Genomic DNA, 15770 nt, shown 5'->3' on the forward strand with positions numbered 1-15770 from the left:
GTTGTTATATTACCTTTTTTCCATTCGATTCGTCTGAGAAAGATCTATTTATGAACCTATAAGGAGTTTGATAAAATGACACAATCTGCTGAACTTACCGGGGGAGCGGGCTTTAGCTTTGAAGCTGCCGTTGCTGCTTTTTACATGGCAGCTTTGCTTGAAGAAGATACTGCCCCGGCATTGCATAATCGAATTGTTAGTCGGGTTGCCCTCCAACAAGCGGCTTTTGGTGAGCCACTAGATGACATAATTGTTGATGCACACTCAAATAGTGGGGAACTAGGGCGATTGAGTCTGCAAGTGAAACGTAGTCTTACCGTCAGCATTGCCGCTTCGAACACTGACTTTAGAGAAATCGTTAAAAATTCCTGGGCAACACTACTAAAAGAAGGATTTCGTGAAAACATCGACCGTTATGGAGCAGCGGTTGGTACTATTTCGGAAGCTTCTTGGCGAGATTTATATAGCGTTTGTGATTTTGCACGGGCTAGTTTAACTTATCAAACTTTTTTCCAGAGATTTAACGAGAATGGAAATGCAGGCTCAAATCATTTGCGTATCGTAGAGGTGTTTCGAACACTTCTTAATGAGTATGCAGGACAATCTGTTACGGATTGCGATCTGTATTGCTTTCTCAAACATTTTGTTTTAATAAAGTTTGACTTTTTGCATGACGAGGCAACTGCTCCCGTCGAAGCCATTAAACAGCTTCGACATACTCTGGCAATTAGTGAGCAAAGCCGGGCCTCTGACCTGTGGGTTCGTCTGGTTATTCTTTCTCGTGAAGGAGCAGGACGCTCAGAGGAATTCAGTCGCCTTAGCCTCTTGGCAAAGCTCGCAGGTGAGTATCGTTTTACAGGTGCTTCCTCAATGAAAGCTGCTCTTGATCTACTTACTCAGTTAACTCATTTATGGCTTGAAGACATCACATCCGAGATTGATGATTTTCATGTAGCGCGACGCAGTTTGTTGGAGGAAATAAACTCCCTACTAGCTTCTCACCGATTTATACAGATAAAAGGACTACCAGGCACAGGCAAGTCAGTTTTATTAAAAGAAATCGTTCAATCCAAATTAGATGATGGGACAGTACTGTTTTTAAAATCGGATCGACTCAATGGAAATAGTTGGGCTACATTCGCAAATAGTATTGGTTTAACAACACAAAACACAGAAATTTTGTTGTCTGAAATCGCAGTAACAGGTACACCTACTCTCTTTATTGATGGTATTGATCGTATACAGCCAACACACCGAAAGATCGTTCTAGATCTAGTTAATACAATTATAAATTCGCCGGTACTGTCTTGTTGGCGTTTTGTGGTAACATCTCGCGATGTAGGTATTGAACCTCTTCGGAATTGGCTTCCAGCTAAACTATTTAGTAACGGAGGGGTTGGTACGGTTACTGTTGAGCCATTAAATGATGATGAAGCGAAAATACTTGCTATTGCCAAGCCTGAACTTAGAGCGTTGCTCTTTGCTGCAGGACGAGTTAAAGAAATTGCCAGGCGACCTTTTTTCGCATACGTACTAGCTCGGGGAATTTCTGCTGCCACCATGCAAACTAGTTTTGTGCCACAATCTGAAGTAAACTTAATTGAGGCGTGGTGGGATGGTGGTGGTTATCACTCTGAATCCCAAGAAATTTTTAAGCGACAACATGCATTGGAGGAATTAGCAAGAGTAAGCGCGCGCAGGTTTGGCTTGAAAATTTTATACTCCGAGTTGAGTATTAGCACGACAGAAATACTGCATAACTTAATTAATGATGGGATAATTCGCGAAATGAAAAAAGGTATTGCCTGTAAGTTTGCACATGACATTTTTTTTGAGTGGTCAGAATTCTATCTTTTAAGGCGTAAGGATGAGAACTGGATTGATGCACTGATAGATGCAGGAGAGCCTCCGATTTTAGGGCGTGTAGTTGAACTATTATCACAGTCATTTTTCCCTTCCGAACAGGAGTGGCTTGCACATCTTATGAGAATCGAAGTATCTGTATTGCGGTCACAATGGCAAAGGGCTTGGTTGTTAGGACCTTTTGGCATGCCGGATTTTAAGGACTCTATAACAACCTTTGAGAAAGCAATTTCTCAAGATAATTATCGACGACTTCGCAGTCTGTTTGTCTGGTTTCAGGCAGAAAAGACCGTTCCTAATAAACTTGTGTTGAATGGTCAGTTAATTTCTACAGAATTACCTTCATCTGAAATAATTCGAATTGCTGATATACTTGGCTGGCCTTCTGATTTTTCGACATGGCGCCGCCTTATAATGTGGACGCTTGAACAAGTAGATTATTTCCCTTGTACGGTAATCCCCGATATTATTTCTGTATTCGAAGTTTGGCAGAATGCCTTCGCAAACTATCAGAATGTTTTATCTGATAGGATTGTAAAAAAATGTTTAGATTGGCTTATTGATATTGAAGACAAGCTTCATCCCGAAGAGCGGAGCTACAATCTCGAAAAGTGGCGTGAATTGGATCACGATAATCTGAAAAATCTTGAAACATCCCTACGAAGGCTGGTTTTACGTTCAACCCGAACAGCATCAGCAATAGTGAAAGCATACCTTGAACGCGCAATATTAAAAGAACGAATTCGTAACGAAATATTTCCTGATGTCATTGATTTTTCAGTTATTCTTGCTGAACAATTACCAAATATACTTGCAGAGCTAACATGTGCGGAGCTTAAGGAAGAGCTACCCGAGGATATTCAGAAGCGATGGAAGACAGAACGGCATAGCATGCCGTTTAGTCAAACGACGTTGTCTTCTCATGATTGGAATCATTTATCTGTTGGTCGAGACCACCAAGTTTTTTCCCCTCCTTCTCCTTTGCGTGAGCCCTTTAATTCACTTTTCAATTCCTCATCACAACAAGCGTTGGAATTAATTCGAGATCTTTTAAACCATGTGATGACTGCATGGTTGCAATTACATAAATTAAGTCACGAAAACCGTGGAACTCCTATTCCCGTGGTAATTGAGTTTTCTTGGGGGCAACAGACCTTTTGGGGAGATTGTCCAGAATATGGATGGTTTAGAGGTTGGTCTGGTCCCGAAGTGGTGCAGTGCGCTCTTATGGCGCTGGAAAACTGGGCCTTTCAAGAAATCGAAGAAGGCCGTGATGTTGATAGCGTATTACACGACGTTATACAGGGGCATCAATCTTGCTCAGTACTTGGAATTGCCATTGCGATCATTTTAGAGACGCAACACGTATCCAAAACAACGTTGGCTATTTTAGCATGCCAAAGATTATGGCATATTGATCTTCGTCGGCAATTAGAAGAACATCCTAACATTCCATCCAATCTTATCGGTTTCACTAAAATAACTGGGCAAGAAAATGCAGATAAATTACATTTCGAGGCAGTTAAAGCAGCAAATGGTCGAAAGTGCCGCAGAATGTCATTGCGCGACTTAACACCATTATTTATATGGAATCAGGATGAAGATATTCGACAAACTACGCGCGAAGCTTTGGTCCGCTTTCCAGTAGATTTACCGTTTGCCTATGAGGAAGAAAAAGCATCCCAATCACGTGTAAAGGAGTTTCTTTCCACTGCCGAAATTTGGGCGGAATGGGGCAAACAAGGAAACTATAAGATGAGACCGAATGCGGGGGACGAAAGCTCGGTCATAGTACAGCTAGAAAACCCGAAGCTTGAAACACCTGAAATGCAGGCTAAGTTGACCCACCAAGCAGAAAACATGCGTGAACTAACGTTGTGGAATTGGGTTCACAAAACTTTTGAAAAAAATTCTCTGTGTTGTGATATGGGATTAGCAGAAGTTTTTCAAATTGCGAAAGAGTTCGATCGTCCTGACCTTTTTAGCAGTCGTACATCAGACAATACTAAAATTTTAGGCAGTGTAGCCGGTGTCGCAGCAGCAATTTTATGCTTTAATCGAGAAGATCCGGAAAACACATTATGGGCTTCTGAAGTTATTGCGCGAGCCTACGATACTCCAGAAATAGAACATACTGTTCATTCATCCAGAGCGATCTTGCCCTGGCACCCATGCATTTTTGTTGCACGTGCATTGACCGCAGAAATTCAGCAATATTCAGATCCGGTTTCTAAGGAAAAGCTGCTGGTACTTGCGGGGCATCCGCTTGAATGCATTTCGCTTGAGGCATTGAAAGGTGCTTTTGATTGCTGGAATGTAGATAATCGATTGGCTTGGGCGGCTCTTGATCTTGGACTGCGGCTCTCCATCGGTTCACGTCGTGGCGTACGTTCGGCTTATGGCTATGATTCAATGGAAGACGAAAAAAGCCGTCAACAATCCGTCAATAAAGCTTTAGAGGGGTATTGGGGGAACCAAACCTATATAGATTTGACTCCTCCCCCGCAACCATGGGTCCAAACGGCGACCAAAAAGAACGTTTTTGGAAAACTGTTCGCTAGTGCTCAAACTTGGCATGAACCAGATCGGTTTTGGCGTTGGGATTATGCTCCTAAAGTATTAAAACTGGTACCTATTGAAAAGATTATGCTTGATCCAGCTCGGCGAGCGCAATTTATGTGCCTTTGCGATAGTTTTCTCTCATGGACATTTGAAAAGATTAATCCTTCTTGGCAGAACGATGCTTCTCAAAAGAAAGATAGGAAAAAGACAGCGCTCTTTGCGTGGAAACGAGAACTTTCTCGATTGCTTGCAAATATTTCTGGTTATTTAGATACGAATGTAGTTCGGACACGATTTCTAAATCCTATTTTAGTACAAGAAGATGAGCTATGTGCCAGCTTTCTTGCCCCGTTTATCACCACATTCACGTGCATATATATACTTGATACGAAAATAGTTGGGACCAATGCTATTCAAATTCTTGATATCTGTGTTGATCGTTTACTTTTAGACCATACATTCAAAAAAAACGGGTATAAAGATGGGGTTCTATATGGATCTGACCTGCCCTACATTGTACGCGACCTGTTTTTTATTTCGGTGGAAAATGCAGATGGTGCTGCGCGATTTGCTAATGGCAGATGGGAAGAAATACATCTTGTTTTACCAATTATAGATAAGTTTGTACGAAATACAGGATGGGCCTCTACTGTTGCCAGCGCATTCTTGACTTTATGTGAACGTTGTGGACCTTGTTATCCGGTGGAACTTTTTGCTGATCAGCTTCTGGCTTTTTTGGACATAAATCATTTACCGGGGTGGCGAGGGACTACACTCCCTGCGCGCATTGCCGGACTTATCCAGATTTATGCCGATAGGCGGTATCCACTTGAGCCACAGCTTGCACAAAAAATGCTACGAATACTTGATATACTTGTTAATCTTGGGGATCGGAGAAGTGCTGCTTTACAGTCAAGTGAAGCATTCAGAGATGTTCGTATTTCACAATAGCTTATTCCTGAATAAATATATCGATTTTACTTCTATCCATATCGTTCGCCGTCTAAATTTTTCCCGCATTCAGAAATTGACCATTAAAAATCTTTTTTCTCCAGTTCTATCTATTTCGTTTTTGCATATCACCCCTATCCGAACTTTCTCTAGTCCTCTTAGCCGATCTTACCCAGCATAAATACTGAATTTCCAGAACAAACCACCTTGCCAGCATAGTCTTAAAGTTCCACTGAAATCGGAATAAGTTACCGAATAAAATCCGACATTAAACATAGATTTTTGAAAAAATGAAAAATTACTTTTCGAAATTAAAATGAACTTCACGCAAATCGTAAAGTTCACCTTGGTCTACTGTTTAATCAATTTTCATTAGAAATTCACTTCGATACGCATTCGTCATCACGCTTGCCGAATATCCTGCATAGCTCCACACCGGACAGCGATTTTATCTGTTGCAAAGAAAACGGCGATACATATTCCCAAAACTACATTACTCATCGATTCAGTAAAGTTCTTGAAGAACTTTTCATCACCAAGATTCACTATTCATGGCCTTCGCCATACCTATGCAACCATAGCGTTAGCAAACAACTTAGCCCTCAAGGTAATCTCCTAATTCCTCAATCATTCAAATATCGCCATAACCGCCAATATCTACTCCCATGTAACCAAGCCATTGGAGCGAAAACACACCAATACAATTGCCGATGCCATTTTTGATTAACAGAAAAGCCGCACGCTCAAAATGTGAGCTGCGGCTCTTTTGTTGCCAGCCATCTGTTTTCAATCACTAAAAAAGACCCCGTGCAAGCCACTGAAGCCTTGAATTATCTGGCAGAGTGTGTGGATTTCAAACCCACGTTGTCTATTAACCACACTTGATTTCGAGTCCAATCCTCTTCAAATTAAACCGCGATATTCTCTTCGCCCATCTACAATAGCATAAACACAAACCGTTTTTTCTGCTTCATTCACCTTGTAAAATATCAAATGCCGTTCTACGATCAATATTCGATATCCCTGTCGCCGCAAAATGCTGTACCTAGGTTGTACACCTTTATAAGGAAAATCTGCTAATTGCATTACTGCCGCCTCAATTTTATCGAGATATGCTAACGCAATATTTACATCTCCAGAATCCACTGCAATATAATGGATGATATCCGACAATTGATCGTCAGCTTTATCTGTACGAATCAAAACATATTTCATTTCTTATATTCCTCGCGAATTGATGCTTTTAGCGTAGTAAAGCTTTCTTTCATCGGTGCCACACGACCTGCTGTCACATCTTCTTCGGCTTCGGCCAAAGTACGTAAAAGTTCAAGTTCTGCCCTCATTTGTTGATATTCATGAAAACTGAGCACAGCCGTATCTTCTCTACCATTCACAGTAATGACAACCGTCTCTCTCGTTTCATGACAAATTTTTGATATATCATTGTAATGATTCCGTAAATCAGCCGATGGTCGAATTGTTGCAATCCCCATATATATCGCCTCCTTAATATAGTCATATTATATCACGATTAAGATATTTGGTACATAAATAATATTTTGTTCTATACAATAAATTTTTTTGGATATCCAAGGTATTTCATTTTGTGGCTACTGTTGGGGTTGCTTCGTCTCCACCATATTTTCAAATTACATACGAAAGTTAAGGCTTAGCGGTTTTCCGCTAAGCCTTTTTAAACGTTCTTTTACGTCTCACAAAAAGATCAAACTTCACTTATTTCCCAATTTATATGAACACAACTTAATTCTTTTTCTACGTATTCAAGTGAAACACCCATATTGTAAAAAGCACCTATCTTATTGAATAAAGCACACGCTATTTTTAGCTGATTTTCATCGTGCGGAGCAAATATATAGTCTTTTAGATCAATAGAAAAATCCAATTTTACCCGCCCGTCGGATTGTTTGTTTTGAACTAAATTGCAATTAATTTTCTCCTGTTTTTCAGGTAAGATGTGCCATAATATTTTAAACATCATTACTAAATAATTGTGGTTTCCTTTTGTTTTTAGTTCCTCTTTTGATATGTTATTGATTACTAAATGATTGTCACAATTTGTAATAATTTCACTAATCAATGCAGAGGAAGTCCGACTATTAATTATAGTCGGCAATTGGTTTAAGTACGTTAAATAAATTACCTCGGCTATATGGATTATCTCATCCTGCCTTATTTGTTGATCCGCTGATTTATCAGCGACTATTGCAATATTTTTTTTCCACAAAGAAAACAACAATACACTGATTTTATACAAATGACGGAGTTCGCTTTTTTCTTGTGCTTTTTTTTCTTCCATCGCCTTGAATATATTTTGATACGCAATATTTTTCGCAGCCAGATTATCAGTCAATGTATCTCTTTCAATTTGAAGATTATAGTAATCGATTGCCTGCTGAATAACAGGAAGTAATTCATCACTAGCAGTCCAAGGCTTGGTAATAAATTTAAAGATTTCTCCTTGATTTATTGTTACAAGCATTTGAGATAATTGCGTAAACCCTGATAAAACGACACGAACCGTTCTTGGGTATTGTTCCTTTACAATCTTTAATAGCGTCAACCCATCCATGACAGGCATACGCATATCCGTTACAATAACAGAAAACTCATTATCTTCCATAATAGTGAGTGCTTCCGCACCACTTCCTGCAAAAAAAGGCATATATTTTTCATCCTGCACAACTCTTCTGATTGCACTTAAAACATTAGACTCATCATCAACAAATAACACTTTATTTGGGTTCATCTCTTGTCACCTCAGTTCTAAAAAATCCCCTTTACTTTCAGGTTATCAGAAATAATGCCTTTGTTTCTAACATCTAGAATTCGACAATTTAACCACGTATCCTTTCTTCTGACGGATTTATTTTCGTACAACATCATTAAGCCCTGGATATTGCAGCAGGAATTAACACACCTATACCGAAAGGATAAACTATATCATCTCGGTAATTTTTTAAAAACCATTTGCAGTAAAATACAAAGGCAAAATGCTTATCATTTTTGATAATGGAGGAATATATCATGCAAATTGAACAACTATTATATGACAGTGCAGGAAATAGGCAAAAAAGTACGGCCAATGCATTAAGAGATAAAGCACAATTTGTTCTAATTTTTGGTGCAAAAAAACTTTTATTAAACAATCACATTTATGACGAATTACGAGATTTATATCCAACAGCCTATTTAATCGGTGGAACTACTGCTGGAGAAATATACAACAATGTAGCGACTGAAAACACGGTATCTGCTACTGCCGTTTATATGGAAAAGACCAAAGTACAATTTTCTTCACTGACTATTGAAAATGATAAATATTTTGAAGCTGCTGCTGCTTTAGTTGCAAAATTCGATATTGATGATTTAAAACATGTTTTTATTATTTCAGAAGGAATAAATATTAATGGCAGTAAACTTGTTGAAGGGTTAATCACCAGCATGCCGGAAAATGTCACTTTATCAGGAGGTCTAGCTGGCGACGGAACTCTTTATAAAGAAACATACATTATTGCAAATGATTATCCAAAACAAAATCGTCTTGTTGCAATCGGATTTTACGGCAAGCACGTGCATTTTGGCTATGCTTCTATCGGAGGATGGTCTCCTTTCGGAATTGAGCGTATCATTACAAAATCCAAAAATAATATTTTATATGAACTGGATGACAAACCCGCACTAACTTTATATAAAGAATATTTAGGAGACTACGCCGCAGAGCTGCCAGCTGCCGGGCTATACTTCCCACTTATGGTTCGGTCAAAGGATCACCGCCGTACTTTTATTCGCACAATTCAGCGAGTTGATGAAAGCCAAAATGCCCTAATATTTTCTGGTGATGTACCCGAAGGGTATTATTCAAAATTAATGAGATCCTCTCCTGACAATCTTATCGATGGAGCACGACAGGCAGCTCAAATAAGCCTTACATCGCTTGGTTTAAATAGTGCTAACCTTGCCATTCTGGTAAGTTGTGTTGGCAGGAAACTAGTTCTGGATCAACTAACAAGTGAAGAAATTGATGCAACTAGAAATGTTTTAAAAATGGATACCATTTTTACAGGCTTCTATTCTTATGGTGAAATTTCGTCACCTGATAAGAATGCAATATGTGAACTACATAACCAAACAATGACGATTACTTTAATTACGGAGGTTTAATATAATGGATAATTTACATCGCCTTTTGAAAAGGCAAATCAAAAACCATTTAGATAATATTGAGTTTACAGCTGAACTCCAATCCTTTATTTCAGCTGTAAATCAAGCCTATATAACGCAAGATAAAGATCGTTCATTATTAGAACGCAGTATAGACATTAGCTCTAAAGAATACAATGAAAGTATGGAAAAAATACGAATGTTGCAAAGTCAGCTTATCCAGCAAGAAAAAATGGCCGGAATCGGGCAACTTTCAGCGGGAATTGCACATGAAATCAATAATCCACTTGGATATACACAAAGCAACCTGGATACTTTACAAAAATATTTATATAAAATCAAAGATTTCCTTGATACGTTGAATCATATTGAGAGCACCCTACAAACAGAACCTACTGATAATGTGCTGAATATCTTAAATACCATCCGAACTTCTCAAAAGAAAAATAAGATCAATATTATCTCGAATGACATCGAAGATATTATCGGTGAATCCATTACAGGACTTAATCGAATAGAAAAAATCGTGAAGAGTCTCCTCGGGTTTGCCAGAAGCAGTACTTCTGAATTTGAAGATTATGATTTAAATAAAGGCATTATTGATACCCTTGCTGTTGCCAATAATGAAATTAAGTACGTTGCGACGGTAGTGGAAAAACCAGGGGATATTCCTCATATCGAAGCTGCTGGTGGATCAATTAATCAAGTACTGCTAAATCTTATCATAAATGCTGTTCATGCCATCAAAGATACTTCAAATAAAGGTATTATCACTTTAAAAACTTTTGAGAAAAATGATTCTGTGTATTGCTCAATCACTGACAACGGGATTGGGATATCAAAAGAAAATCTTGATTCTATCTTCACTCCCTTTTTTACGACAAAACCAGTAGGAACAGGTACCGGACTTGGTTTAAGCATTGCTTATGATATTATCGTAAATAAACATGCAGGTGAAATTAAAATTGAAAGCGAAGAAGGGAAAGGAACTACATTTATCCTTCGTTTGCCCATTCATCATAAGAGTGAGGTCCCAATATGAATATACTCGTTGTAGACGACGAAAAGTTTAATTTAATAATGGCACAAGATCTCATCAAAGAAAACATCCTCGATAGCCAAGTCTTTTTATGCAGTACCCCAGAAACGGTACTTAAAAAATTAGAAGAATATAATATCGACATTATTCTACTGGACATTATTATGCCAAATATAACTGGAATTGACATTTTAAAAAACATTCGAACAAAAAAAGAATATGACGATGTCCAAATCATCATGTTTACCGGAATCAAAGATAAAACAAGTTTTAAATTATGTTTTGAAAACGGTGCCAATGATTATATCAATAAACCCATTGACTTCACAGAATTTATAGCAAGAATAAAAGCTTCCGTAAAAGCCAGAAAAAATATTCTTTCCTTAATTGAGATGAACGCTACCATAACAAAACAATACCAAAAACTTCATGTGATAACACAGGAGCTAAAAGAAACTCAGTTTAATTTGGTACAAAAAGAAAAACTTGCCTCTCTTGGTGAAATTGCCGCAGGGATTACCCACGAGATTAATACTCCGATTGGCTTTATATCCAGCAATCTTGCTACACTAAAGCGTTATACTCAAAAAATCAAAAACATGATCTTTATTTACAGAAAATTCGTGCAGGCTTGTGCAAAAGAAAATATAACCCCAGAAAAACTGATGCAAGAAAAAGCTATTATTGACGATATAGAACAACAAGAAAAAATCAATTTCGTCCTTGATGACCTAACTACAATACTTTCCGAATCCAGCGAGGGAGCAAATCACATAACAAAAATCGTACAAAGTATACAAACATTAGCAAAAACCGGTATAGAAAATGAAATGGTATATAATGACCTAAACCAAATCATCGAAGAAGGCTTGTTGATCGTAAAAAACGAAGCACAAAGTGTTGCCGAAATTGACCGACAAATGCAAGATCAACTATATCTATTATGTAATAAAGGTCAAATTGGGCAAGTCATTCTAAACATTTTGCAAAATGCTATCTATGCAATAAAAAATCTGAATTCAAACAGCCTGGGGAAAATCATAATAAAAACCTATAGTTCTGAAGACTATGTGATTTGTCAAATAAGTGATACCGGCTCCGGTATTAAAGATGAGCATCTTAGTCGAATCTTTGATCCCTTTTTTACAACAAAAGATGTTGGGAATGGAGTTGGTCTTGGTCTTAGCGTTGCTTATGATATTGTTAAAAAGCACGGAGGTGAATTTTATGTAACAAGTGAGATTGCTAAAGGAACTTCTTTTACCATAAAATTACCTACGAACGGAAGTGAATCCTCCCATGCAAAGTAATCATACAGATAAAAAAATTTTATTTGTCGATGATGAACTACAAATTCTAAAATCACTGACCCGCCTCTTTATGGATACAGATTACGAACTTTTTACCGCAGACAGCGGCAAAGCAGCTTTAGCTATTCTCGCAAAGGAACAAATCGATTTAGTCATTACAGATATGCGCATGCCCGTAATGGATGGCTTTGAACTTTTACAAAAAATTCAGGAAACGCATCCCCATGTTTTAAGAATTATTTTAAGTGGTTATTCCGAAAAAAACACGATTCTTAATGCACTACAAAAAAACCTTGCAAAACTTTATATTATGAAACCCTGGGATAATAACGCTCTGCTGCAAGTAGTTAATCAAATATTTGAGACGGAAAACATTCTATGTGATGATAACTTAATTAAGTTAATTCATAACACAGATGATTTGCCCACAGTAAAAAACAGCTATCATCAAATCATGAATTTGTTTGACAATAATGCAGATGTAGGAAAAATTGCCAGTGTCATTGAAAAAGACCCTGCCATAGCAACAAAACTTCTCCATATCATTAATTCGGCTTTTTATGAAGTCAAAACCGGTAATATAAAACAGACCATCGCCTTCCTTGGATTATCAACTACAAAAAATATCGTATTAGCGACCTCTATCGTTGATTCATTTAGCAGAAAAGACATGTATGCAGCTTATTTGGAAATAATATGGAATCACGCTTTTATCTGCAGCCAAATTTTAAATATTATTTATAAAAACTTATTGGATAAAAAGCTCTCGGAAATTGAATCTTCGGCAGGGTTACTGCACAATATCGGCATGGCTCTTTTCTTTAAAATTTTCCCAGAAAAATATATTGAAATTTTTCGCAATATTGAAAAAAATGAATGTGATTTATTAAAGATTGAACTTGATTCCATAAATGTTACGCATCAGCAAGCAGGTGGTTACTTATTAAAATGGTGGGAAATTCCCTATCCAATTGTTGAGGTAGCATTGTATCATCATACCCCTTTTGCCACCGGAATTATTAATCATGAATTAATCTATGCCGTAAATATAGCGCAGCATTATGCCAATACCTTCGTTGGAAACCAATTATCAGACACACTTGATCCCAATGTTTTCGATGCCTTAGGTATCCGTCAAAGCCAATTAGAAGAAGCACTCTTATTGGTATCAAACAAATTTTATTAAAATGATTTCAAGCGTGTTCTCCCTAATTTACAATCGAAAACCGGGCATCTAAAGTTCATTTTTCCGTCATTTCGGCTTCATCAACAAAAAACAATTTCATCATAAAGATATACAAAAAGAAGCATCCTTCTAAAATACAAGATGCTTCTTTTGTATATATGCAATTATCTAGAATTTTTTATCATACGTTTCGCTTAGCGTTTAACTCTTTAACGATCGTTTTCGCAAACAAGGTACTAGATTGTAGATTTTGCCCAGTAATTAAATTGCCATCCACAACTACATATTCCTGCCACATATCTTTTCTGCTACAACTTGCTCTTATCTTTTTCAATTGATCTTCCAATAAAAATGGCACTAATTTATCCAATTGTACGATAATTTCTTCTTTATTACTAAAACCTGTAACTTTTTTACCAGCCAAAATGGATGTCCCATCAGCTAAAACTGCCCGAACCAGTGCTGCCGACCATGACATACAGCGACAATAAGTTTATTTTCTCCATAAAATCTTTTAATGTGCTAGCCAAAAGCTCATCGGTTGCCAGATCAAACATTGGACCATGCCCACCTGGAATAACCAAGGCTTGATATTCATCTTTAACAGCATCGGATAATTTTTCCGTAGCTTCAAGAATTCCCGTTAGTGACTGCCAAACAGCGGGAATTTCTTCAACCAGACTATTTGGATTCAATGGGCTTTTTCCACTCAACGGACTGGCAACCGTAATTTCATAACCTGCATTTGTAAATTCAATATATGGTATAGAAAATTCTTCCAGCCATAAACTTGTAGCATTTACCCCATTCATTGAATCAACATTTGTAACTACCATTAACACTTTTTTCTTTATCATATACGACCAGTCGTATTTAATCTCAATAAGAATTTTATAGCCTTGAAACTTTCGTTTACAAAATGCTTATTACTCCTAAGAAATCTAACTTCTTCACCATATAAAATCTGCGTTCAACCATCTATTAATTGTATTAAATAAAATGACAAAAAAAAAGCAATGTGCTATTATAGGATTATATTCCTATTATTAATTCAATTCATTTCGTTAGAATAATTTTAAGTATGCCTTCTATATCTCACGCAAGTGGAAAATATAAATCCAAGAATAAAAGCATATACTATTTTATAGTATCATAGTTCCACTCAGAAAGTGATACGATCTGATAATGTCTTAACTCTCTTGATTTTCATTTGCAGTGATTAGGTCATTTAACCTACAACTATTTGATTTCGTATTTCCAATGTTTTTTACTACAAAAATAAAAACTCACCCTATCCTTTAGGGTGAGAGAAGGAATGTAATTATGAACTTAAACGAACCAAATCAAGCTTTATTAAACAGTCTGGACAATATGACAGTTCAAATAAGCCAATTAGATGAAAACAGGAAACAATTCCTCTTAAAAGAATTGTTTAAGCATGCAAAACTCTCCCCTGAACTCGCTCTGCAACTAAATAATTTACCTATAAAGCAAAAAGAAGCCAGCATTAAGCAAATTATAGATTCCTTTATAAAGTAACAAAAGATTTTGTTTTACTGTATTTTAAAATATAAAGTCACTCTATAGAAATATTTTAATTTTTTCATTCAACTTTTATATTAAGATCTACAATTACTCCCGGCTTCATACCATATCCATGATTCGTATCCATAAGAGTCGTCTGAACATACTCTCGGGGAACAATTATTTTATATTTCTCAACTTTAGTTTGATCTATCGTAGCAATGCAAGAGCCTGTCAGTAAATACTGTTCAAAATCCTGTATATTCGTATACAATTCAACATAGCCCTGAACCATATGACCATCTCCTCTTAATAATTACTAATAATAAAATATTTCGCTATAACTATGTTTTTTCCTCTAAAAACTATAATTCTTTTATTCAGATATGATTTGCGCCTTTTCAAAATCAGTACTAAACTCAGTCTAACAGTTAAATACAAATTTTGGAATAATTGTCCATTGACATTGTACCCTATGCGGACTAAACTAAAAATGGATTTGAACCCACAGAGTCCAACAAAATTTATGAGGAGATGTTTTGATGGAATTGCAAGGTAAAATTAGTGAATCTTTTATGTACACGCGTGTCGGAAAAACTCTCGGTCATTTTGTTATGATTCCTGAAAGTGGTCACTATCAAGGACAAACAGTAGGTGTCAGCATTACAGAACACACGAAAGATCAAAATGATCCTATGGATTTCAAAAAATCTTTAGAGGTTACTGTCCATACACTGACTGTGCCAGAAGAAATAAACCCTGAGCCATCAACCTGGACTGCGGACTGCAAATATTTCGCAACAGCAAAAAACTGTAAGATACTTGTGCATCACTGATACAATTAACCAAAGCCATTGGATGAATCCTTTCCAATGGTTTTTATATTTTCACAATTTTGTCATCAAATTGTCACAAAAATGCTTTATTATAAAACTTGAGATTAGTAATCCACATCTATTAATCTTATGTTTCTGGACTCCAAAGTTTCAATTTTAACTCCTTTTAAATCGCACAGGTTTTCCTGTGCGATTTTTTATTTGCATAAAAAAGAATTATATATACGAAGAGTATACTCTTGCTAACATGTACGAAAAAGACAAAGCTTTAAAATTATTATTATTTATCTGGTCAGAGCAGCGGGATTCGAATCCTC

At 36.8% G+C, this 15770-nt stretch carries 14 protein-coding genes; 7 read left to right on the forward strand and 7 right to left on the reverse strand.

Annotation, left to right across the window (positions count from 1 at the left end; genetic code table 11):
- The first annotated feature begins 75 nt into the window (after nucleotides 1-75).
- Nucleotides 76-5376 carry an NACHT domain-containing protein gene (locus tag BMY14_RS12735; protein ID WP_091832423.1) on the forward strand — a complete coding sequence of 1767 codons (5301 nt, stop codon included), beginning with the start codon at nucleotides 76-78 and terminating at the stop codon, nucleotides 5374-5376.
- Nucleotides 5377-6007: 631 nt separating this feature from the next.
- On the opposite strand, the gene BMY14_RS20595 is transcribed toward BMY14_RS12735, so the two are convergent.
- The 4 genes from BMY14_RS20595 to BMY14_RS12750 form a co-directional block, all read right to left on the reverse strand.
- The gene (locus tag BMY14_RS20595) at nucleotides 6008-6166 is read right to left on the reverse strand and encodes a hypothetical protein (RefSeq protein ID WP_177177588.1); all 159 of its coding nucleotides are present in this window, start codon (nucleotides 6164-6166) and stop codon (nucleotides 6008-6010) included.
- A gap of 113 nt (nucleotides 6167-6279) precedes the next feature.
- The gene (locus BMY14_RS12740; protein WP_091832426.1) at nucleotides 6280-6591 is read right to left on the reverse strand and encodes a type II toxin-antitoxin system RelE/ParE family toxin; all 312 of its coding nucleotides are present in this window, start codon (nucleotides 6589-6591) and stop codon (nucleotides 6280-6282) included.
- The gene (locus BMY14_RS12745; protein WP_091832429.1) at nucleotides 6588-6869 is read right to left on the reverse strand and encodes a type II toxin-antitoxin system Phd/YefM family antitoxin; all 282 of its coding nucleotides are present in this window, start codon (nucleotides 6867-6869) and stop codon (nucleotides 6588-6590) included. The genes BMY14_RS12740 and BMY14_RS12745 overlap by 4 nt, the downstream gene beginning before the upstream one ends.
- Nucleotides 6870-7099: 230 nt before the next feature.
- Nucleotides 7100-8143, reverse strand: coding sequence for a response regulator (locus BMY14_RS12750; protein ID WP_091832432.1), 1044 nt, complete (start codon nucleotides 8141-8143; stop codon nucleotides 7100-7102).
- Between the two features lie 278 nt (nucleotides 8144-8421).
- On the opposite strand from BMY14_RS12750, the gene BMY14_RS12755 reads away from it, so the two are divergent.
- From BMY14_RS12755 to BMY14_RS12770, 4 genes are read left to right on the forward strand one after another with little or no spacing between them, the layout of a single operon-like run.
- A complete protein-coding gene (locus BMY14_RS12755; protein WP_177177589.1) occupies nucleotides 8422-9558 on the forward strand; it encodes an FIST signal transduction protein in 1137 nt (378 codons plus the stop codon).
- A 4-nt stretch (nucleotides 9559-9562) separates the two neighbouring features.
- Entirely contained in the window at nucleotides 9563-10600 is a 1038-nt protein-coding gene (locus BMY14_RS12760) for a sensor histidine kinase (RefSeq protein ID WP_091832437.1), read from the forward strand.
- The gene (locus BMY14_RS12765) at nucleotides 10597-11907 is read left to right on the forward strand and encodes a hybrid sensor histidine kinase/response regulator (protein WP_091832440.1); all 1311 of its coding nucleotides are present in this window, start codon (nucleotides 10597-10599) and stop codon (nucleotides 11905-11907) included. The genes BMY14_RS12760 and BMY14_RS12765 overlap by 4 nt, the downstream gene beginning before the upstream one ends.
- A complete protein-coding gene (locus BMY14_RS12770) occupies nucleotides 11897-13093 on the forward strand; it encodes an HDOD domain-containing protein (RefSeq protein ID WP_091832443.1) in 1197 nt (398 codons plus the stop codon). The genes BMY14_RS12765 and BMY14_RS12770 overlap by 11 nt, the downstream gene beginning before the upstream one ends.
- A 181-nt stretch (nucleotides 13094-13274) precedes the next feature.
- On the opposite strand, the gene BMY14_RS12775 is transcribed toward BMY14_RS12770, so the two are convergent.
- Together BMY14_RS12775 and BMY14_RS12780 are read right to left on the reverse strand one after the other, a co-directional pair.
- Nucleotides 13275-13571 (reverse strand): type 1 glutamine amidotransferase family protein, encoded by a 297-nt coding sequence (locus tag BMY14_RS12775; RefSeq protein WP_143063174.1) that lies wholly within the window; start codon nucleotides 13569-13571, stop codon nucleotides 13275-13277.
- A complete protein-coding gene (locus BMY14_RS12780; protein ID WP_091832448.1) occupies nucleotides 13531-13950 on the reverse strand; it encodes a DJ-1/PfpI family protein in 420 nt (139 codons plus the stop codon). The genes BMY14_RS12775 and BMY14_RS12780 overlap by 41 nt, the downstream gene beginning before the upstream one ends.
- 466 nt (nucleotides 13951-14416) lie before the next feature.
- On the opposite strand from BMY14_RS12780, the gene BMY14_RS12785 reads away from it, so the two are divergent.
- Nucleotides 14417-14632, forward strand: a complete 216-nt coding sequence (locus BMY14_RS12785) for a hypothetical protein (RefSeq protein ID WP_091832451.1) — start codon at nucleotides 14417-14419, stop codon at nucleotides 14630-14632.
- Nucleotides 14633-14696: 64 nt separating this feature from the next.
- Here BMY14_RS12785 and BMY14_RS12790 read toward each other — a convergent pair whose 3' ends face one another.
- Entirely contained in the window at nucleotides 14697-14912 is a 216-nt protein-coding gene (locus tag BMY14_RS12790) for a hypothetical protein (RefSeq protein WP_019553658.1), read from the reverse strand.
- A 247-nt stretch (nucleotides 14913-15159) separates the two neighbouring features.
- On the opposite strand from BMY14_RS12790, the gene BMY14_RS12795 reads away from it, so the two are divergent.
- Nucleotides 15160-15453 carry a hypothetical protein gene (locus BMY14_RS12795; protein ID WP_091832454.1) on the forward strand — a complete coding sequence of 98 codons (294 nt, stop codon included), beginning with the start codon at nucleotides 15160-15162 and terminating at the stop codon, nucleotides 15451-15453.
- Nucleotides 15454-15770 lie beyond the last annotated feature (317 nt).

It is taken from the genome of Propionispira arboris, assembly GCF_900109225.1.
In the GTDB taxonomy this organism is placed as follows: Bacteria; Bacillota; Negativicutes; order Selenomonadales; family Selenomonadaceae; genus Propionispira; species Propionispira arboris.

Excerpts from the sequence above, each read along its gene's own strand:
- BMY14_RS12735 (WP_091832423.1), top strand. The coding sequence starts at position 76 with ATGACACAATCTGCTGAACTTACCGGGGGAGCGGGCTTTAGCTTTGAA.
- BMY14_RS12740 (WP_091832426.1), bottom strand. The coding sequence starts at position 6,591 with ATGAAATATGTTTTGATTCGTACAGATAAAGCTGACGATCAATTGTCG.
- BMY14_RS12745 (WP_091832429.1), bottom strand. The coding sequence starts at position 6,869 with ATGGGGATTGCAACAATTCGACCATCGGCTGATTTACGGAATCATTAC.
- BMY14_RS12750 (WP_091832432.1), bottom strand. The coding sequence starts at position 8,143 with ATGAACCCAAATAAAGTGTTATTTGTTGATGATGAGTCTAATGTTTTA.
- BMY14_RS12755 (WP_177177589.1), top strand. The coding sequence starts at position 8,422 with ATGCAAATTGAACAACTATTATATGACAGTGCAGGAAATAGGCAAAAA.
- BMY14_RS12760 (WP_091832437.1), top strand. The coding sequence starts at position 9,563 with ATGGATAATTTACATCGCCTTTTGAAAAGGCAAATCAAAAACCATTTA.
- BMY14_RS12765 (WP_091832440.1), top strand. The coding sequence starts at position 10,597 with ATGAATATACTCGTTGTAGACGACGAAAAGTTTAATTTAATAATGGCA.
- BMY14_RS12770 (WP_091832443.1), top strand. The coding sequence starts at position 11,897 with ATGCAAAGTAATCATACAGATAAAAAAATTTTATTTGTCGATGATGAA.
- BMY14_RS12775 (WP_143063174.1), bottom strand. The coding sequence starts at position 13,571 with ATGTCATGGTCGGCAGCACTGGTTCGGGCAGTTTTAGCTGATGGGACA.
- BMY14_RS12780 (WP_091832448.1), bottom strand. The coding sequence starts at position 13,950 with ATGATAAAGAAAAAAGTGTTAATGGTAGTTACAAATGTTGATTCAATG.
- BMY14_RS12785 (WP_091832451.1), top strand. The coding sequence starts at position 14,417 with ATGAACTTAAACGAACCAAATCAAGCTTTATTAAACAGTCTGGACAAT.
- BMY14_RS12790 (WP_019553658.1), bottom strand. The coding sequence starts at position 14,912 with ATGGTTCAGGGCTATGTTGAATTGTATACGAATATACAGGATTTTGAA.
- BMY14_RS12795 (WP_091832454.1), top strand. The coding sequence starts at position 15,160 with ATGGAATTGCAAGGTAAAATTAGTGAATCTTTTATGTACACGCGTGTC.